Annotated in this window: 16 protein-coding genes; 5 read left to right on the forward strand and 11 right to left on the reverse strand. The window is 65.2% G+C overall.

The genetic code is table 11. The annotated features are described in order from the left end of the window. Positions 1-344: 344 nt before the first annotated feature. A complete protein-coding gene (locus CU_RS06130; RefSeq protein WP_012360463.1) occupies positions 345-737 on the reverse strand; it encodes a DUF3040 domain-containing protein in 393 nt (130 codons plus the stop codon). A gap of 229 nt (positions 738-966) precedes the next feature. After that, entirely contained in the window at positions 967-1,383 is a 417-nt protein-coding gene (locus CU_RS06135) for an SAV_6107 family HEPN domain-containing protein (RefSeq protein WP_231837617.1), read from the reverse strand. A gap of 160 nt (positions 1,384-1,543) precedes the next feature. Between CU_RS06135 and CU_RS06140 the strand changes: the two genes are divergently transcribed. After that, entirely contained in the window at positions 1,544-2,227 is a 684-nt protein-coding gene (locus CU_RS06140; protein WP_012360465.1) for a GNAT family N-acetyltransferase, read from the forward strand. A 38-nt stretch (positions 2,228-2,265) separates the two neighbouring features. On the opposite strand, the gene CU_RS06145 is transcribed toward CU_RS06140, so the two are convergent. Beyond that, positions 2,266-3,312 carry a methylenetetrahydrofolate reductase gene (locus CU_RS06145; protein WP_012360466.1) on the reverse strand — a complete coding sequence of 349 codons (1,047 nt, stop codon included), beginning with the start codon at positions 3,310-3,312 and terminating at the stop codon, positions 2,266-2,268. A 222-nt stretch (positions 3,313-3,534) separates the two neighbouring features. Between CU_RS06145 and CU_RS06150 the strand changes: the two genes are divergently transcribed. The 3 genes from CU_RS06150 to CU_RS06160 are packed head-to-tail and all read left to right on the forward strand — an operon-like array spanning position 3,535 to position 8,093. Next, on the forward strand, positions 3,535-4,719 hold the full coding sequence (locus CU_RS06150; RefSeq protein ID WP_012360467.1) for a polyprenyl synthetase family protein: 1,185 nt from the start codon (positions 3,535-3,537) through the stop codon (positions 4,717-4,719). 3 nt (positions 4,720-4,722) lie between these two features. Next, positions 4,723-6,411: a phytoene desaturase family protein gene (crtI, locus tag CU_RS06155; protein ID WP_012360468.1), complete on the forward strand. Its 1,689-nt coding sequence runs from the start codon at positions 4,723-4,725 to the stop codon at positions 6,409-6,411. Next, positions 6,408-8,093, forward strand: coding sequence for an alpha-(1->6)-mannopyranosyltransferase A (locus CU_RS06160; protein ID WP_012360469.1), 1,686 nt, complete (start codon positions 6,408-6,410; stop codon positions 8,091-8,093). Before crtI ends, CU_RS06160 begins: the two co-directional genes overlap by 4 nt. Here the strand turns inward: CU_RS06160 and CU_RS06165 are convergent. After that, entirely contained in the window at positions 7,993-8,454 is a 462-nt protein-coding gene (locus CU_RS06165) for an Rv2175c family DNA-binding protein (RefSeq protein WP_231837618.1), read from the reverse strand. The two genes, CU_RS06160 and CU_RS06165, sit on opposite strands and share 101 nt — an antisense overlap. Positions 8,455-8,686: 232 nt before the next feature. On the opposite strand from CU_RS06165, the gene CU_RS06170 reads away from it, so the two are divergent. Next, positions 8,687-11,038 carry a PASTA domain-containing protein gene (locus tag CU_RS06170; protein ID WP_012360471.1) on the forward strand — a complete coding sequence of 784 codons (2,352 nt, stop codon included), beginning with the start codon at positions 8,687-8,689 and terminating at the stop codon, positions 11,036-11,038. A 240-nt stretch (positions 11,039-11,278) separates the two neighbouring features. Here the strand turns inward: CU_RS06170 and CU_RS06175 are convergent, their stop codons facing one another. The 7 genes from CU_RS06175 to CU_RS06205 all read right to left on the reverse strand — a co-directional run bounded on the left by CU_RS06175 (position 11,279) and on the right by CU_RS06205 (position 18,911). Continuing rightward, the gene (locus tag CU_RS06175) at positions 11,279-12,667 is read right to left on the reverse strand and encodes a class II 3-deoxy-7-phosphoheptulonate synthase (protein WP_012360472.1); all 1,389 of its coding nucleotides are present in this window, start codon (positions 12,665-12,667) and stop codon (positions 11,279-11,281) included. Between the two features lie 38 nt (positions 12,668-12,705). After that, complete coding sequence (locus CU_RS06180; RefSeq protein ID WP_012360473.1) at positions 12,706-13,209, reverse strand: polyadenylate-specific 3'-exoribonuclease AS; 504 nt, start codon at positions 13,207-13,209, stop codon at positions 12,706-12,708. Between the two features lie 12 nt (positions 13,210-13,221). Next, on the reverse strand, positions 13,222-14,487 hold the full coding sequence (locus tag CU_RS06185) for an acyltransferase family protein (RefSeq protein WP_012360474.1): 1,266 nt from the start codon (positions 14,485-14,487) through the stop codon (positions 13,222-13,224). 25 nt (positions 14,488-14,512) lie between these two features. Continuing rightward, complete coding sequence (locus CU_RS06190) at positions 14,513-15,256, reverse strand: lysophospholipid acyltransferase family protein (protein WP_012360475.1); 744 nt, start codon at positions 15,254-15,256, stop codon at positions 14,513-14,515. Between the two features lie 103 nt (positions 15,257-15,359). Then, complete coding sequence (locus CU_RS06195) at positions 15,360-16,340, reverse strand: ROK family protein (RefSeq protein WP_012360476.1); 981 nt, start codon at positions 16,338-16,340, stop codon at positions 15,360-15,362. 132 nt (positions 16,341-16,472) lie between these two features. After that, positions 16,473-17,714 carry a glycosyltransferase family 4 protein gene (locus tag CU_RS06200; protein ID WP_012360477.1) on the reverse strand — a complete coding sequence of 414 codons (1,242 nt, stop codon included), beginning with the start codon at positions 17,712-17,714 and terminating at the stop codon, positions 16,473-16,475. Positions 17,715-17,729: 15 nt separating this feature from the next. Then, entirely contained in the window at positions 17,730-18,911 is a 1,182-nt protein-coding gene (locus CU_RS06205; protein WP_231837619.1) for an NlpC/P60 family protein, read from the reverse strand. Between the last annotated feature and the right edge of the window lie 168 nt (positions 18,912-19,079).

Here is a 19,079-nt window from a genome sequence, read left to right on the forward strand (position 1 = left end):
ATGCCCAGGAAGCCCCCTCAATCACCAACATGCCCCACTTTACCCCACCTTGCGCCACCATAACCACCCAGTGGGCGAGTTTAGGCTCGTTTTTTCTGAAGCTAGCGAAACAACCTGCAGATTCACCAGGCAGCAAGGTGGGGAGCGTGAACTTTTCATCAGCGAAGGGCGGTCCGTATACCCCGAAAATTGCGCTCTTCCCGGTGGCTTTCACCCTAAACCCACCATTTTGAGCCCCAATAGACCGACGGTGGGTGAAAGTGGGGATTCGGAAGAAGGCACGAAAAAACCCTCGCCATGTGGCGAGGGCTCTCGGGCTGGGCCCGCTACTTCACCGGCAGAACTTAGCGCTCGAAGCGCTTACGGAACTTATCCTCCATGCGGTCCCCCAAACCGCCCTCCCCCTGCCGGACAGCTCCGCCAGCGGAAACCCGACGAGACTTCGCGCTCTTCGCTGGAGCCGGGGAATCGCCGTTATTCAGCGCGATCATTCCGCCACCCAGCATGACCAGGAAGCCTGCAACGCTCAGGATCACGAACCACAGGGAGACCTGCGCCAGAGCGACACCGCCGACCAGCAGACAGATGCCGAGCATGATCAGCGAGATCGAACGAATATCGAAGCGCACCCCCGACGGCGCCGAGTCATCCCCACCCTGAGCAAAGCGCGGATCCTCCGCGATCAAAGCCCGCTCGATCTCTGCGAGCATCTGCTTTTCCTGTTCCGAGAGAGCCATGACAGTCCTCGTTTCCCTCTACTGATCCTCCGCGTGGCCACAACAACGCAGCACACGACCTGATAACCCACTGTAGCGCGCTTCAGATCTTCATTTACTCCGGCGGAAGATCGCGCCAACGCCGCAGTCTGCTGGAAGCCACCCCGCCGCAGCGAGGCTTCCCCATGTTTTAGTTACTACTCAGTTCCCCACTCTAACCAATGAGCAGGATTAAGTCAGCCCCAAAGCCCTAAGCGGCCTGCAGGCCAAGACCCAGCTCCATTCGCACACGCTCCAGAAGTTCGACAGAATCCGAGTACACCTCCTGAAACGCAGAGTCTGCTACATCGCGCTCGAGGCCGATATCTGCTCGCTCCGCCAGCCTGGCGTGTTGCTCGAAAGAGTCAGCCCAGCCGCCGAGGTCAGGTCGCACCGCCCGGAGACGCAGCCACGCCGAACCGGCTGGAAGCCTGCGACGAGCCGGCCGCTCGGCGTCGATAACAGCACCTGCAGCACGCAGCCCGGCGCGATAGGCGTAGACAACAGCCCGCGGCAGATCCCCCTGGTCATAAGCCTCGTTCGCCAACACGAGTTGCGATTCCGCGCGCATCAAAAATTCCGCCGGATTAGGACGCAGCGTCCCCCTCGTCTTCGACATCACAGCCATCGCCACTCCCACCTTTCGAGAACTTCCGTTTCGTCATTTGCACCCCTGACGTTAAAGCTCGGCGCAGACAACCTCGCTCACCATTCGAACACGTGTTCTAATTATGCTTTAGTGTCGCCCGCTACACCCCCTCGAGCGTGATACGTGGGACGATATCCCTATGAGCCAGCCCATCGCGCAACCCGACCAGGATCACCTCGTCTCCCTCGCACCCATCAGCCGCGCGCTCTTCCTGCGACGCCTCGATGAACTCGTTGCTGTGCACCTCAAGGCCATGGGGTATCCGCCGGAGGCATTTCGACAACGGCGCAGCCTGTGGCTCAGCAACGCTAACCACCCACACTTCACGAGCCTGGTGGCACTCTTGCACTCACCGGCGGAAGATCCGGATCCAGCCAACCCTGCGCAGAAGATCGTGGGTGTCTGCTTTGGATTCCAGGGAAGCCGAGGAACGTGGTGGTACCAGCAGGTCAGCTACGGCCTGCTGGCTGCGAACATGCCGCCGGAGGACGTCACCGAGACCCTGTCGAGCTACACCGAGATTTCGGAGATCCATGTTCTGCCGCGATTTCAGGGCTCCGGCATCGGCACCCAGCTGTTGACGGAAGTCTTGGGCATCCTGCCGACCCGCGACGCGATGCTCTCCACCCCGGAAGTGCCCGGTGAGAACAATCATGCGTGGCACGTCTACCGCAGCTTGGGGTTCACTGATTTGCTGCGGGAGCACCGCTTCCCCGGTGATCCCCGCCCCTTCGGCATTCTTCGCAAGCGCCTGCACAACCCCCAAGTCGGCCCCACCACGGTGCGTGAGCCAGCGGCAGGCAAAGACCGGGCAGCAGACTAGCCCCACTCACCGTTTCGGATCAGCCCCGCCCCCACGAGCTAGCGAACCATATCCTGGCCGTAACCCGGCCCCCACGCCGGCGCCATCCCCAGGTTGTGTAGCACGTCCTGGGTCGCTCGCACGTTATTCATCGTCATGAAGTGCAGGTTCGGCGCACCCTCCGCGATGAGGCGCTCGCTCATCTCGGTGGTGATGTCAATGCCGACCTCGCGGACCGCATCACGGTTGGCAACTTCATCGCCAGCAGCGGCCTTTTCCAGGCGCTCGAGGATCTTCACGGGAACCTCGCCACCTGCCAGTTCCATTTGGCGGCGCACGGAACGGATCGAAGTAATCGGCATGAGTCCCGGAATCACGGGCTTTGCTCCGTGGACGGGGTCGGCGGCGGCGAGCCTATCGCGCAGCCGGAGGTAGTTCTCCACGTCGAAGAACATTTGGGTAATCGAATAATCCGCACCCAGACGCAGCTTATGCAGGGTCACTTGCGTATCCTGCTCCAGATCCTCGGCGCGGTAGTGCCCCTCTGGGAAGCTGGCGATGCCGATATCGAAGTTTTCGCACTCCGGAGTGTTTCGAATCAGCTCGATGAGGTCGGAAGCATAGTTCAGTCCACCAGGCGTGGGCTGCCAGGTCCCGAGTGGGTCACCCGGCGGGTCGCCACGCAGCGCGAGCACGTTCGTCATGCCGCGGCGGGCGTAGTCCTGAAGCATGGCGCGCAGCTCTTCGGCCGAGTGATCCACCAGGGTGAGGTGCATCAGGGTGGTCAGCGGCTTGGCCGCCAGCTGTTGGGCGACCTCCATCGTGCGCTCTCGGGTGGAGCCACCGGCCCCGTAGGTGATGGAGGCGAAGCTCACGCCGAGGTCGTGGAAGGCCTCCGCAGCGTTCCACAGCCGGGTTTGGGCAGCGTCGTCGCGCGGTGGCATGAATTCGACGGAGAACGGAATCTTGCCGGGACTGTAGCCGCGGATGGCTTGGCTCACTGGAACCTGCAGCGTGGGCTGTGGTGGTATGCCCGGCAGCGGTGAGGCCTTCTCGTGGTGATCGTGGGGGTTGGATGCAGACATGAAGGAAATCATAGTAGACATCTCTGTCTAGGTTGCATTCTGGGCTAACAGTCGCGCGCTGTCGGGTTCCCCACCCCCACTCGCTTACCCAAACCCCGCCCCGGTTGCGCCTGTTCGCCGGTGTCTGCAGCGACCTTTAGACTATGAGGCACAAGATCGAACCTTTGAAGCAGGGCTCTGCGTGCGACGTTTACTCGACGTCCACGCCCCGCCCCGCCCACCGCCCCGAAAGGTGTGCTCCCTGTGACCACTCCGTCCTCCCCGCATGGACTGTCGACGATCTCCCAGCCACCCGTCGCGAACCAGCGCTTTAGTTGGGACCTGCGCGCACCACTGAAGGACGTTCCAGCTGCTGTCGACCGCGCCCTGGACGCCTACTTTGACCACAGTGCGGCCGAGTTTTCCGCGATCGCGCCCGAGTTCAACGACGCCATGGCGGTGTTGCGGGGCTTCGTCATGGGTGGCGGAAAGCGCGTCCGACCAACCTTCGCCTGGGCTGGTTTCCGCGCCGGCCTGGAAGGCGGTGGGGCAGATGGCAGCAGCATTCAGGACGTCGACCCGGCGAGCGTGCTGCTGGCGCTCAGCGCCCTCGAATTCGTTCAGGCATGTGCGCTGATCCACGACGACATCATCGACGAGTCCGATACCCGCCGAGGTAACCCCACTACCCACCGAGTGTTCGAAAGCCAGCACCGTGAACGCGGCTGGTTTGGGTCCTCGGAGCACTACGGCATCAGCCAGGCCATTCTGGCGGGTGACCTCGCGTTGAGCTGGGCGGATGACCTGCTTGCCACCGCCGGTCTGAGTCCATCGATTGTCGATCGCGTACGGGGCCCGTGGCGCGCGATGCGTACCGAGGTGCTCGCCGGTCAGCAGCTCGACATCGCGTTGGAGAACAACGGGAGCGAGTCGATCGCGGATGCCATGCAGGTGATCAACTTCAAGACCGCCAGCTACACCGTCGCCCGCCCGCTGCACATCGGAGCGGCCCTGGCAGGCGCTGATGAGCGAACGATCGAGCTGCTCCTGGAGTACGGAACGCTGGTGGGGCAAGCTTTTCAGCTTCGGGACGACCAGCTTGGCGTCTTTGGGGACCCGGCCGTGACCGGCAAACCTAGCGGGGACGACCTACGCACCGGGAAGCGAACGGTGTTGGTGAATACCGCTTTCGCGGAGTGCAGCCCTGAGCAGCTGGCCCGCCTGCGGGGAGATTTCGGCCCGTTGCCCGGCGCGGCGGAACACACTGCGGAGCAGATCGACCGGATGCGCCAGATCATTCAGGACTGCGGGGCAGCGCAGCAGATCGAGGACAAGATCAACGATCTGTCCGAGCGGGCCATCACCCTGGTTGAGGAGTCCTGGTTGGAAGACAGCATCAGCGAGGAGCTCGTCGCCTTCGCACGTTTGTTGAGTGACCGGAGGTTCTAGGGCATGCCGATTTTTAGCGCGATCCCCTCCCCTCGCCAGGTTCTCGCCGCCACGCGCCGGATGGTGGTTCCAACCACCCGCCCAACGACCCGTGACCGGGTTCCTGGGAATGTCGAGTCCGTCATTGTCGTAGGTGCGGGGCTATCCGGTCTGGCGGCCGCGTGCCGGCTACAGGCCGCGGGTAAGCAGGTGACGTTGGTTGAGGCGAACCCCGAGGTCGGGGGCCGCTGCCGGACAGAGCAGCTGCGCAGCGACCACGGCGAGTTCTACGCCGACACCGGGGCAACGGTGCTGACGATGCCGGATCTGGTGGATAACCTTCTGCTGCACCTGGGGGTGGGCGCCGAGGAGGTCGGATGGGCATACCGCAAGCTGCGCCCGGCGTATCACGCGATGTTCGCCAGCGGCCGCGAGCTCGATGTCTACCCGGATGGCGACACGATGGAGCACGAGGTGCGGCGCTTCGCCGCTGGGAAGTACGGTGCTGACAACACGGATATCGACCGGCTTGCCCGGGGATACCGCCAGCATCGCCAGTGGATTGGCAGGATCTTCGACGCTTCATTCGAGTCCTTCATCGGCGCGAATTTCGATTCCGCCCTCGACGCCGTTGCGACCCCTGCCACCGCCAATGACATGGCGGACCTCGTGGAGCTCGGGGCATTCGGCAGCCTGGGAAAGCGCGCCTCCCGCCACCTGGGGGACGAAGAGCTAGCCCGGGTGTTCAGCTTCCAGGCTCTCTACGCTGGCGTCGCCCCAGCGAAGGCCCGGGCGGTCTATGGGGTGATCTCCCACATGGACACGACCATGGGTGTGTTCTACCCGCGCTTCGGCATGGGGGACGTTCCTGAGGCACTGGCCAGGGCCTTCCGCCTGGCCGGCGGAGAGTTGCGCTGCAGCACCCGGGTGGATCGCATCGTCCACGACGGTGCGCGTGCCACGGGGATCCGAACAGCCGACGGCGAGCAGGTGGCCGCGGATGCCGTCATCGTCACCGCGGATCTGCCCGTCGTGGAGGAACTATTGGGTTCCCCGGCACGGCTGGCGGGGCGGAAGCCGAATTGGTCCCCCTCCGCAGTCGTCGTGCATGGCAGCATCCCGGTGGACGTCACCGCAGCATGGCCGGTCGCAGGTACAGGGGGCTACCACCACACCATCAGCTTCGGCGAGGCGTGGGACGAGACCTTCGCCGAACTCACCGCCCCGCGCGGCCGGGCGGGACTCATGTCGGACCCATCGCTGCTAGTAACCCGCCCAGCGGCGACGATCCCCGAGCGGCTGATCCGCACCGAGGATGGCCGAACGGTCGAGCCGGTGAGCGTTCTCGCCCCGGCGCCGAACCTGGACCGGGCGGGCGTGGATTGGGAGGCCATCGCCGAGAACTACGTCCAGGAGCTGCTGGGTGTGTTGGAGGGGCGAGGCTTTACTGGTCTACAGGAACACCTGTCGGTGGCCAGGATTGATACCCCTCGGTTCTGGCAGCAACAGGGCCATGGCGCCGGCTCGCCGTTCGGGTTGGCCCACACCGTTGCGCAGACCGGCCCCTTTAGGCCGCGTAATTATCCGGTGGCAGGCCTGGAGAACGTGGTTCTCGCTGGATCGTCGACTACTCCAGGTGTGGGCGTACCAACCACGCTACTTTCCGGTTCTTTGGCGGCACGCAGGATTATTGGCGGAGGTTCCATCCGATGAGCACGCAATTGACGGAGTCGCAGGACCAGCCCGTCGCGACCGACCGACCTTTCACTGGGCACCCCGTCGTCGCCCGCCCCACTGCGTGGCTGCGGGCCCAAAGCATGGGCAGAGCGATCCGCATGGGTCTGATCGGCTCAGTGATTCTCACGCTGTGTTCCTACACCGTGGGCGCGACCCGCGAACGCGGTGGCATCATGCAAGCCCTCGGCCTGGATTGGCTAACCTTCGGGCACATGGAGGGGATCTTCTCCGTCGTGCTGTGGGTGGGCATTGCGCTGCTGGTGCTCAGTTGGGCGATCGTCGGCGGGCTCGTGCTCCGAGGCGGGCACGCCTTGCCGCAGCGGGCGCTCGCCGCATGGATCGGACCGATGGTGCTGGCAGCACCTTTGATGAGCCGCGATATTTACTCCTACTTGATGCAGGGGGCGCTGGCGAAAGAGGGATTGGACGCCTACCGGGTGGGTGCTGCGGCCAACCCGGGTCCGATGCTCTACGAAGTCTCTGCTGACTGGCGCAACACCACCACCCCGTATGGCCCCGGCCACCTGTGGCTGGGCAAGGGGATCACCACGATCACCGGGGATAACGTCACCGCCGGGATATTCGTGTTCAAGCTGCTGACTTTGGTGGCTTTCCTGGCGTTGATCTGGGTGGTGCGCCGCCTCGCCTCCGAGCTCGGCAGCGACCCCGAGCTGGCGGTGTGGCTGGGTGTGGCCAATCCTTTGGTGATCGTGCATCTCATCGGCGGGCTGCACACCGAGTCGATGATGATGGCGCTGGTGATGCTCGGGATTCTGGCGAGCCTGCGGCTGCGCCCCGTCCCCGGCCTGCTGCTGGGCAGCGTGCTCATTGCGGTCGGCGTGGCTTTGAAAGCCACCGCCGCGATCGCTTTGCCGTTCCTGATCTGGATCGCTGTGGCCCGTATCGCCGGGCCCGCGCCCGGTGGCTGGTTCAAGGAGACCGGTGCCCGGTTCGCCGCGTTGCTGTGGACGGGTATCAGCTCCGTGGCGATTGTCGTGGCCGTCATGTTCGCCATCACCTGGGCCTCGGGGCAGACCTGGGGCTGGATCGCGGAGATGTCCGGCAACTCGAAGGTGATTAATCCGCTGGCCGCCCCCACAATGCTGGCCAGTACCCTGGAGCCCTTCATCTCCCGCATCAACGACGACATCGGCTTCAATGTCCTGGTCGGCATCTTCCGGCCGATCTCGATGGTCATCATGCTGATAGGTCTGGTCGTGGTGTGGTGGTGCTTCCGCCACGACATCCGTCGTGCCCTGTTGGGCGCCACCTTGGCCTACGCGGTGACCTGCGTGTTCAACTCGGTGGTTCTGCCCTGGTACTACGTCGCACCGCTGGTGATCGTGGGTGTGTGCGTCCGTGACCGCCGGGCGGTGTTCATCGTGGCCTGGTTGAGCGCGGTGCTGTGCTTCATGTTCGACGGCGGCGGAAACAACCGGCTCTACGTTTTGTGGTGGGTCATCGCCATCGGGGTGGTGATGTGGTTCGCGCTGCGCGCCACCTTGGGCTTCGCGCCCGGCATGCCGGAAGAGCAGGCCGAGCCGTGGCCGAAGGCCGCTAAATCAGCGCCATCGCCTGCGCCCGGCGACGAACCTCGCGAGCCAAGTGCCCGTGCAGCGCATCAACCGGCCGACCCGGCAGGGAGTCGTCCTCAGTAAAGAGGTACTCCAGGATCTCCGTGGGCTGGTAGCCACCGTCGAGAAGGAGGGCGACCACCCCGGGGAGGAAGCGGGTGACCTGGCCGTCCTCGTCGAAGAAGCGGGCGGGGAGGTAACGCACGCCGTCGATCTTGGTGTCGAGGATCTTTTTCTTCTGCACCAGGTCCAGGATCTTGCTCTGCCCCACCCCCATTCGCTGGGCGGCCTCGGGGATGCTCAGCAGTTCCTCGCCTGCGGGCAGGCCGCCGGCGGCTTCCTGCAACACGCCGCTGGTCACGCGACCGCGATCAGAGCGGCTTTTGGCTGCTGGGGTGGCTTCTGGGTGGGAAGACTGCGGGTCCGGCTGTGTGGAGTTGCTCATGGCTGCCATTGTATTCGACTGCGACAGGCTAGAATCGTTGACACCTTCAAGGCATGCTTGAGCCTTTAGGGCGCCCTGCGTCGCGTCAACGGCTCGGTGTGGGACCGCCCTGCCCTCCCCTTTCGGTCGACGCCCTGCGGATACAACGGCCACGTTGTGCGCGCTCAGTGGCACGACCTGGGGGAAGAGCGAACGAAGAAAACATAAGCAAGGATTATCGGCAGTAACAGTGATGGAACCGCAACCCGGCAGCTACCTCGACGACCGCTACCACCTGGGCGCAAAGATCGCCAAGGGCGGAATGTCGACGGTCTACCATGCCGTGGACACTCGCCTGGACCGTGAGGTTGCGGTGAAAATCATGAACCCGGAGCTTGCGACCGATCCGACCTTCCGCACCCGCTTCGAGCGGGAAGCCCGGGCAGTCGCCAAGCTCACGCACCCGGATCTGGTTAACGTCTTCGACCAGGGCGAGGACGGCCCGTTCGTCTTCCTCGTCATGGAACTCGTGGACGGCGGTTCGCTGCGGGAGCTGCTCCGGGAGCGCGGCCCAATGCCGCCGCACGCCGCGCTCTCAGTGATGGAGCCGGTGCTCACCGCGCTATCGGTTGCCCACACGACGGGCATGATCCACCGGGACATCAAGCCGGATAACGTGCTGATCAGCGCTAATCACCAGGTCAAGCTCGCGGACTTCGGTCTCGTCCGCGCGGTCTCGACGGGCTCGGGTGAAGCGGCGCGCACCTCCGCCACCGGGCAGGTCATCGGCACCGTCGCCTACCTTTCTCCCGAGCAGGTCCAGGGCCATTCCCTGGGCGCGACCTCCGATGTCTATTCCGCCGGGGTGCTGCTCTACGAGCTGCTGACCGGCGAGACCCCGTTCAACGGTGGCAGCCCCGTCGAGACTGCACTGAGCCGGCTGACACAGGACGTCCCCGCCCCCTCCGAGATCATCGACGGGGTGCCACCGGAGATCGACGACCTCGTGCTGCGGGCCTGCCAGCGGGCACCGGAGGATCGATTCGCGGACGGTTCCGAGTTCCTCGCCGCGGTTCGCCAGACCGCTGCGGAACTCCAACTTCCGGCTTTCCGGGTGCCCGTCCCGGCCGATTCCGCGGTGCAGCACGCCCTGGCAGGCTCGAGCTTCACCGACCGCCTGGCCTGGGACGACGAGGCGATGTCCACCCGAGCGGTCACTCTCGACCCCGCGGCGGGCACCCACGAGGACGGGCACACGGCCGAGACCCGCTACTCGGCTCCGGGCCAGGCTCACGAGACGTCGGAGACCGCGCTGGTCGACCCCTACGGGGATTACTCCCCCGCCGAGGCTGATCAGGGCTATAACCAGTGGGCCCAGCCAGCCCAGCCCCAGGAGTATGGGGCTGCGCCGGGCTACGCGGAGCCACAGCACTACCCCGCTGCTCCCGCCGGCTACCCGCCGCAGCAATCCAGCGGCTACCCGGCACCCGAACATCGCCCCACGCCTCCACCGGCGCCAACGAAAAAACTCAGCAACCGCTCCACTGTCAAGGGTCTGCTGTGGACCGTGATCATCACCGCGCTGGTGATCGCGATCGCGCTCGGCGGCTGGTGGCTGACCTCTGGCCGCTATGGCCAGATCCCCTCGGTCGTCGGCCTCGACCGCGAAGCGGCGGTCGTCAAAGTCGAGGACGCAGGCTTCGTCTCCCAGGTGGACGAGCAGTTCTCCGACAACCACCCGGCGAAAGAAGTGATGGGGACCGATCCCCCTTTTGGTGAGCGAGCACCGAAGGGTAGCCAGGTTTCGGTGCTCGTCAGCCTCGGGGCGCCTACCGTCCCGATCCCTGGTGAGACGGACACGGCGGAGACCTATTCCGCCAAGCTGACGTCCCGCACCCTCGTCGCCGAGATTGGCGAGGAGGTCTACTCCGACGACGCCGAGAAAGGAACGGTCGCGGAAGTTTCCCCCTCTCCCGGCAGCGAGGTCCGCACCGGGTCCACAGTGACCATTCACGTCTCCCGCGGGCCGAAACCGGTCCGGGTGCCGGGCGTGGAGGGCCAGAAGCTGGACCGCGCGAAGAAGACCTTGGAATCCGCCGGCCTGAAGGTGGGCAAGACGATCAAGGAGTTCGACGCCGACGCCGCCCCGGATACTGTTCTTCGTACGACGCCCGCGAAGGGCGCGGAGGTTCCGAGCAAGTCTGAGGTCACCATCGTGGTCAACAACGCCACGGAGGTCCCGGATATCACGGGGCTGAGCAAGTCGGAGGCCATCGCAGAGCTGCGGGATGCGGGCCTGGATCCGGTCGATGACGGCGAGGTTTATGACGAGGACGTCTCCGGCGGCGACGTGGCTTCCCAGTCGCCGGAGGCGGGCACGGTCGTCGACCCGTCCCGGGACACGCAGGTGAAGTTCAGGGTCTCCAACGCCGAGTCGGTCCCCTTCGTGTTGGGGATGCGGGCGGAGAAGGCCCGAGAGAAGCTGGAAGACGCGGGCTTCGAGGTCGAGATTTCGGGCTCGGAGGACGGCCTGGTGTGGAGCCAGTCGCCGAACACCGGTCGGAAGGCACAGAAGGGCGACACGGTGCGGATTTCGACCTTCTAGGCTCCGCTGGGGCGCTCGGGTTAGCTCCACTGCGGTCTCCCCACCGCCCCCGCCTGACACCCTGGATGGCTATCGCTGCCGTGCACCCTGCACAACCGGCTGGGCAACCGGCCCTCAATCAACCGACCCCACGCAATCGGCTGGGCACGAAATAACCCCGGGGAAGGATATCTCCTTCCGCCGGGGTTGCGTTGCGCTGCGGGACCGGTGCGGTCCGGCGCTGGCTACAGGGGCAGCAGCCTAGTTGCGGAGCATCTCCGCGACGAGGAACGCCAGCTCCAGGGACTGCTGGGTGTTCATGCGCGGATCGACGGTAGTGTCGTAGCGCTTCGGCAGGTCCACGTCGGTGATGGACTGGCCGCCGCCGACAACCTCGGTGACGTCGTCGCCCGTGAGCTCCACGTGCACGCCGCCCGGGTGGGAGCCGATGGCCCGGTGGACTTCGAAGAAGCCCTGGACCTCGTCGATGATGCGGTCGAAGTCGCGGGTCTTGTAGCCATTGGAGCTGGTGTAGGTGTTGCCGTGCATCGGGTCGGACTGCCAGATGACCTTGTGCCCGGTGGCCTCCACGGCTTCCACGATCGGTGGCAGGACGTCGCGGATCTTGTCGTAGCCCATGCGGGTGATCAGCGTCAGGCGGCCCGGATCATTGTGCGGGTCGAGGCGGTGGACGTACTGCACGGCCTCCTCCGGGGTGGTCGTCGGCCCGATCTTCACTCCAACCGGGTTGCCGATCAGGGAGGCGAAGTGGATGTGGGCGTCGTCCAGCCCGCGGGTGCGCTCGCCGATCCACACCTGGTGCGCGGAGAGGTTGTAGAGCACGTCCTTGCCCTCTTCGTCGTGGGCCAGGCGCAGCATTCCGCGCTCGTAGTCCAGAACGAGGGCCTCGTGGGAGGCGTAGATGTCCGCGGTGTGCAGGGTCGAGGAAGTCACGCCACAGGCGCTCATGAACTCCAGGCCACGGTCGATCTCCTGGGCCAGGGCCTCGTAGCGGGCGCCTGCCGGGGAGTTGGCGACGAATTCGCGGTTCCACTCGTGCAGCTTGTACAGGTCCGCGGTGCCCGAGCTGGTCAGCGCGCGGATGAGGTTCATGGTCGCCGAGGAGTTCGCGTAGGCGCGCACCATGCGGGACGGGTCGTGGGCGCGGGCTTCCTCGGTGGCCTCGTGGCCGTTGACGAGGTCGCCGCGGTAGTTCAGCAAGCCGTTGGAATCGCGGTCAGCGGAACGCGGCTTGGCGTACTGGCCGGCGATGCGGGCCATCTTCACCACGGGGGTGGACGCCCCGTAGGTCAGGACGACCGCCATCTGCAGGAGGGTCTTGATGTTGCCGCGGATGTGCGGTTCGGTGTTGGACTCGAAGGTCTCGGCGCAGTCACCGCCCTGCAGCAGGAAGGCCTTGCCAAGGGCAACGTCCGCGAGCTGCTTGCGCAGACGTCGAATCTCCGGCGCGACGACGATCGGCGGGACGGACTCGAGAATCCTCCGGACCCGATAAGCATGATCCTTGTCCCAGCTCGGCTGCTGCTTGGCATCACGAGCAAAAACCTGGTCAAACTCCACTGCAATATCGTCTGGCAGCGGTGGGAGGTCGGGCATCTCATCGATAGGGAGGTCAATAGTCCAAGACATGCCTGAAACTATACCCGAAATTGGCCCTGGGCTGCGCCTTAAGTGCGCTTACTCAGCGCCGCCATGCTCAGTCGGTACTTCACGGCATTGAAGCGGGCGTCCACGAGCGCGTCGTGGGCCTTGGATGGGGCCTCCGGCAGCTGCGGTTTGCCTGCCATCTCCCACAGCTGGCGCAGCTCGCGGGTGAAGTGCGGGATCTCGCGGGGAAGCTTGGTCATATCTCCCCACAACTGCGCGAGCGCCACGTGGTCGTACGCCCCCAGCCAGGCCCAGAGCTCTGGCCAGTCGCGGCGGGTCGTGCCGGGTGGCAGGAGGAAGTCGTAGAGCTGGTCGCGCATCTGCGCGCGACTCATCCAGGCCGCGTGGGAGCGCGGAGGCAGCAGCGGCAGCACATTGCGCTTGACCCATGGGCCGGCTGCTGACGCATCAAATTCCGTGGAGATCGCATAAAACTCGCGACCGTCCTCCGCGACAACACCGATGGAGATCAGGTCGATGGTGCGACCGTTTTCGATGAACTCGGTGTCATAAAAATAGCGCACTGCTACTGCTTTCTAGCTTCGCGTTTGGGTGGAGCTTGCGCACTGCTGGCGCGGCGTGGGGTGTTGTTCCGCGGTCGAGTGTAGCCGGGTAGCGCCCCGACGGGGCAAAGCCGGCGGATAAAGAATCCACTTGAGCACCGGCACCTTGCCGACGTTGTAGAACAGGGCCCCGGCGAACAGGCAGGCAGCAAAACCGAGGAGCATGAGGGGGTAGGTCTCGGTGAGGAAGCCGTAGCGATCCGGGTCCCCATCAGCGAGACCGCGGGCGATAACGTCCATAAACAGCCACATCATCGCGTGGTGGCTGACGTAAATCGGCAGCGTATTCGCCCCAACGAAAGTAAGAAAGCGGTTGACCATCGGGGTGTTGCTCAGCCACACGGCCAGCACCACACCGAAGGGTACGGCGGTGAAGGTGCGAATCAGCGCGAGGAAGGCGTTCTGGCTGAAGATGACGATATCCCAATCTTGGAAGACCACCGCCTCCATGTAGCGGTACACGAATTCCCATGCCACGAAGATTCCGAAGGTGCCGAGGATGACCGCCGCATTGCCGGCCTTATTTGCCAGGCCAAAGAACCACGTGCGGAAATGCAGGCCGGCAAAGAAAATTGGCATGTAGATGAAGGCCTGGCGGAAGCTCTGGGTCTGCACCCAGCCGGTCATCATGCCTGCGCAGATGGGAACGAAGGATAGTGCCAGGGCCACGACGGCTGGCTGGCTGCGCAGCAACCACGCGACAATGTTGTAGACCATCAGCGTGTAGAGGAACCACAGCCCCGGGTCCCCGAACAGGATCGCCTGGATCAGGTGTGGCAGGTCGGCATTGCCCGCCATGTGGAGGCGGATCAGCGCCTGGAAGGGGGTGAAAACCAGGTAGGGAACGAGCAGGAACCACAGGCGGCGGTACCACAGGTCCCCCAGCGTGCGCTCCAGCACGCGGTGGGCGAAGAGCCCGGAGACCAGAAAGAACAGCGGCATGCGCAGCGGGTCGAGGAAGGAGGACAGCAGCCCCAGCGGCGTGCTCGTACCGTCCGGAACCGCCGTCACGATGTGCATCAGGCACACGCCGATGATCGACAGCCCCTTCGCGGTATCCGCCCACTCGACGCGGCTCACCTTGCGGGGCGTCGACGCGGGCGTCGACGTCGGCGCCACCGCCCTGGTCGCCGCGATCGCGTCCAGGGTCTCCCCACTGCTCGTCTTGATGTTTGCTCCTCTATACCAATGGGGCTCTGCCCTGCCTTGGAATGTTCCCGCAGCCGGCAAGCCCCTCATTGAAGCGCGACTTCTTAACGTTTTTTTAAGAGTACACCACGCCCTCGCCAGGGGCGGAACCCTCCGGGTAGCCCTGACCTGCAGCGAGAGAGTTTTTTACGTCCGCGGCGTAGAAATCCTTCACGTACTCCTGGCCGCTGAGCTTCGCGAGTTCTTCCATCACGCGGTCGGTCAGCGCGCGGGCCTGCTGGTAGTCATCGCCAGCGTCCTTGAACTCGGCGGGGTCGATCGGGTCGCCCACGATCACGCCGCAGCGGTAGGGCCGAGGGATCCAGGAGCCGATCGGGTTGACCTTATTCGTGTTGATCATCGCCACCGGGTAGACCTTCACGCCGGATTCCAGCGCGATGCGAGCCATGCCGGTCTTGCCGCGGTAGAGGCGGCCGTCCGGCGAGCGGGTGCCCTCCGGGTACATGCCCAGCGCGTCCCCCTTCTCCAGCACCCGCAGCGCGGTCTGCAGAGCGGCCTCCTGGGAGCTCTTGTCGGCGCGGTCGATCGGCACCTGCCCCACCGAGGAGAAGAACCAGCGCTGGATCGCGCCGACCAGTCCTGGGGCGGTGAAGTACTCCTTCTTCGCCAGGAAGGTCAGCTGGCGCTTGTTCACCAGTGGGAAATAGAAGGAGTCCATCACGGCGAGATGGTTAGAGGCGAAGATCACCGGCCCATCCGCTGGCGGCTTGTCCAGCCCGCGGGTGAATGGCCGGTTGTAGATCCACAGCCACGGCCCGATGAAGACGTGCTTCAACCACCAGTAAGTCCGGTTCCGCATTTGGAAAAGTCTTGCCTTCCTAGAGTTAGCCTCGAGCGCCGAAGCCCCGTTCGTGATTGGCCGCGCGCGGCGAGCAGGGGCTGGCCCGGGGGGATTGAATTCTTTAGTCCAGCGCCTGCGCTGCGAGTAGAGCCACGCCGATCATACCGGCGTCCCCACCCAATTCCGCGGGAATGACGCGGGCTAGGGGCCGGCGACCTTGGCCAACGATGCTTTTCGCCATCTCTGCCCGCGCGGTATCCAGGAAAAGGTCGGCATCGGCGCTCACTCCCCCGCCCAGGACGATGAGTTCCGGGTCCAGGATGTCCTGCACCATCGCCAAACCGCGGCCGAGCCACTCGCCGACGTCCCGTACGATCTCGAGACCCAGCTCGTCGCCATCGCGGGCGGCCTTGACGATGTGGCGGCCGGAGATCTCCTCCGGTTGCCGGTGGAAGCGTGTAAAGAGCACAGATTCCGGATAGGCCCGCTGCGCGATGCGGTCGTGGGCGGCCAGCTGCAGCGCGGAGCCGGAGCAATAGCGTTCCAGGCAACCCCGCTTGCCGCAGGGGCAGGCCCGTCCGCCGGGCACGACCGTGATGTGGCCGAACTCGGGCGCGGTGCCGAAGGATCCCCGATACAGCTCACCGTCGTGCATCAGCGCGCCGCCCACCCCGGTGCCGATGGCGAACAGCGCCCACGTGCCGACCCCCTGAGCCGCGCCGCGATGGTGCTCCCCGATGGCGGCGGCGTTGGCGTCGTGCTCCACGACGATGGGCAGCTTGATGCGGTTTTCTAGTCGGGCAACGACGTCGACGTCCTCCCACGGCAGGTGGGGCGCGAAACGAACGGTGCGCAGGTCGGGGGCCAGGAAACCCGCGATCGCCAGCCCCACCGCTCCGACCTTTGGGTGGCGGGCGCGCAGTGTGTCGACGACGCGGGCGATGGTGTCTTCCAAAGCCGGGGCTTCGGATGGCGTGGGAAGCTTCTCGAGGTCGACGATCGCACCGTCGGCGTCGATGACCGCCGCGCGGAGGTTCGTGCCTCCGATGTCCATACCGATCGTCAGCTGTGAGTGTTCAGCTGGTGCTTCCTGGTCGTGCACCGGCAACCTTTCTCGATTCAGGCGCGGAAATACCGGTGCCACGTAGCACCGGTATTTGCCGTGATTCTCGCCCCTCGGTTGAGTTTGCCGCGGTCGTGTCGTGCGGCTGGCGAGTTGAGGTCCTTATAGAACTTACTTCTTCTTGACTGGGGAATTCCAACTGTGGCGCGGTGGTGTGCGCCGCCGTGCCTGCTGGTCGCCTCGAAGGACGTACTCCAGTTGCTGGGCGAGAACGCGCCAGTCCCAGGCCTCCGCGACACGCTTCTGACCAGCTGCAGCCAGGTTTGCGGCGCGTTCCGGGTCGTTGAGCAGCTCGCTGAGGCAGGTGGCGACGGCGGCGGTGTCACGCCCGTCCACGATCTCGCCGGTGACCCCATCGATGACGGTCTCGGGCGCTCCCCCGCCATTGCCGGCCACGGTGGCCCTCCCCGCGGCTTGTGCTTCGAGGAAGACGATGCCCAGCCCTTCGACGGAGAGCCCACCGCCCTGGGTGCGCACCGGCAGGGCGAAGACATCCCCGAGGCTGTAGTAGCCGGCGAGGTCTTCTGGCTGCACCGGCCCGGTGAAGGTCACGTGCTGGGCGACGCGGAGTTTCTCGGCACGCCGCTGGAGTTTCTCCGCGTAATCGCCGGGGCCGACGATCACGAGGTGGGCGTCCGGGACCTCCCGCAGGATCTGCGGCATCGCCGCCACGAGGGTGTCCTGCCCTTTCCTGGGAACGACCCTGCTGACCGCGACGATGACCTTCTTATCCTCAACGCCCACGCGGTGGCGGAGGCGTTGCCGGACCTGCTCATCGGGGGTGAAGCTTGCGGCGTCCACACCACCGGGCATGGGTTCCCACGCCACATCCGGGCCGAAGACCCCGGCGATGCGCCCGCGCACGTAGCGGGAGACGAAGGTGAGTGTGTCCACGTTCCGGCCGATGTAGCGGAGCACCGCCCGGGTGCCGGGGAACATGGACCAGCCAACCTCGTGGCCGTGGGTGGAGGCCACCACCCGCGTTGCCCCGGCAGCTCGGGCGCTGGGCGCCATCACAGCAAGCGGGGCCGCAGCACCAAACCAGACGGTGTCGATCCGGTATTCGCGGATGAGCTGCCGCATGCGGCGGGCAACCTGCGGGGTGGGCAGCATGATCTTCCGGGGCCACCGCGCGACGTGATAGTCGACAGCGGCGTCGAACTCGGCGGCCGCGTCGGCGTCCTGGGTGGAGGCGAAGACCACGATGTTCTCCGCGGGAATCCCAGCGTGGGTGATCAGCGCGTTCAGATAGTCGCGAATGTAGGTCTGGATGCCCCCGAGGGTCGGTGGGAAGTCGTTCGTGACGACGAGGACCCGCGGGGCTGGGACACCGTTGTTCTGCTGCTCCGGCACGCCGGCTGGGACCTGCTAGTAGCGGACGGCGCCGACGATCGGCATGGAATCGACCGGAACCACCTGGACCGGGATGCCGTAGTCGGAGGCGTGGACGAGCTGGCCGTCGCCGATGTACATGCCCACGTGGGTCGCACCTGGGTAGTAGGCAACGATGTCGCCCGGCTGCAGGTCGGAGGTGCTCACGCTCTGGCCACCAGAAAGCTGGGCCTGGGAGGTGCGTGGGATGGACTTGCCGATCTGCTGATAAGCCCAGACCATCAGGCCGGAGCAATCGAAGGCGTCTGGGCCGGCGGCGCCCCAGCTGTATGGGGAGCCGAGCTTGCTCATCGCCGCGGCGACGGCACCTGCGTAGTTACCCTTCGCGGCACCGCCTGCGGACTTCTTCAGCTTGCCCAAGAACTCATCGACGTCGACGTCGATCGGCCCGTTGCGGTCGACCCAACGGCGGCGGTCCTCCGGGGAGAAGCCGTCGACGATGGTCTTGACCTCAGCCTTGAGCCGGTCCAGGTCCGCGGAGCGCTCGTTGAGCTTCTTTTCCTGGTAGCGCAGCTCGTTGAGTCGGTGGTCGGCCTGGGCCTTGGTGCGCAGCGCCTTGGAGCGAGCGGCGTGGGCGTCCTTCTGATCCTGGGTGACGGCGTCCATGCGGGACTGCGCGTCGCGGGTCAGGGCGGTCAGGTAGGCGGAGCGATCCATGGCCGCGGCCGGACCGGATGCGCCGGCGATCGCGGAGACCGGGTCCACGCTGGCGCCACGGTAGGCAGAGCGGGACATCTCGGAGACGGAGGCGCGGGAGGCGTCCACCTTCTTCTGGGTCTTGTCGAGCTGGGCCTTGGCGGCGTGAACCTCACGGTTAGCCTTATCCAAAGCCTCGTGCTGCTTGGCGATGCGCCCCTTGGTGGACTCCACGAGGTCGCTGGTGACCGCCGCGGTGCGGGAGATCTTTTCGAGGCGCTTGATCAGGCCGTCGACGTCCTGCGGCGCGGGGCTCTTGAGCAGACGGTCGACGTCAGCCTGGGTGGCGTCGAACTCGCTGAGCTTCTTCTTGTCCTTCTTAGTGCCCGCCTGGTTGACTCCATTGTCTCGGGTCGACGCGGCGGGGTCGGCCTGGGCGATCGGCGCGGTCGGCAGGAGCGTTGCGGCGGTGAGCACAGCAGCGCAAACACTAGTCCCGAGGGTGAATTTCTGCTTAGACAAGATTTTTCCAAACCTTTGTTTCGAGGAGCCACAGTGTGGGGAGGATGTGAGGGCCGTTGACAGGGATGTCACGGCCATAAGCCGGGTTTCAGGGGGATCGTGCAGCCGTGTTGGCTTGGGCTGACACCTGCTGCGGCGAACCGAAACCCAGCGGAACAACCAACTTGT

Origin of the sequence: Corynebacterium urealyticum DSM 7109 (genome assembly GCF_000069945.1) — a bacterium.
Taxonomy (GTDB): domain Bacteria; phylum Actinomycetota; class Actinomycetes; order Mycobacteriales; family Mycobacteriaceae; genus Corynebacterium; species Corynebacterium urealyticum.

Coding starts and splice junctions, on each gene's coding strand:
- CU_RS06185 (WP_012360474.1), bottom strand. CDS start 14,487: ATGAGGGGCTTGCCGGCTGCGGGAACATTCCAAGGCAGGGCAGAGCCC.
- CU_RS06160 (WP_012360469.1), top strand. CDS start 6,408: ATGAGCACGCAATTGACGGAGTCGCAGGACCAGCCCGTCGCGACCGAC.
- CU_RS06165 (WP_231837618.1), bottom strand. CDS start 8,454: ATGAGCAACTCCACACAGCCGGACCCGCAGTCTTCCCACCCAGAAGCC.
- CU_RS06130 (WP_012360463.1), bottom strand. CDS start 737: ATGGCTCTCTCGGAACAGGAAAAGCAGATGCTCGCAGAGATCGAGCGG.
- CU_RS06145 (WP_012360466.1), bottom strand. CDS start 3,312: ATGTCTACTATGATTTCCTTCATGTCTGCATCCAACCCCCACGATCAC.
- crtI (WP_012360468.1), top strand. CDS start 4,723: ATGCCGATTTTTAGCGCGATCCCCTCCCCTCGCCAGGTTCTCGCCGCC.
- CU_RS06190 (WP_012360475.1), bottom strand. CDS start 15,256: ATGCGGAACCGGACTTACTGGTGGTTGAAGCACGTCTTCATCGGGCCG.
- CU_RS06135 (WP_231837617.1), bottom strand. CDS start 1,383: ATGGCTGTGATGTCGAAGACGAGGGGGACGCTGCGTCCTAATCCGGCG.
- CU_RS06140 (WP_012360465.1), top strand. CDS start 1,544: ATGAGCCAGCCCATCGCGCAACCCGACCAGGATCACCTCGTCTCCCTC.
- CU_RS06170 (WP_012360471.1), top strand. CDS start 8,687: ATGGAACCGCAACCCGGCAGCTACCTCGACGACCGCTACCACCTGGGC.
- CU_RS06175 (WP_012360472.1), bottom strand. CDS start 12,667: ATGTCTTGGACTATTGACCTCCCTATCGATGAGATGCCCGACCTCCCA.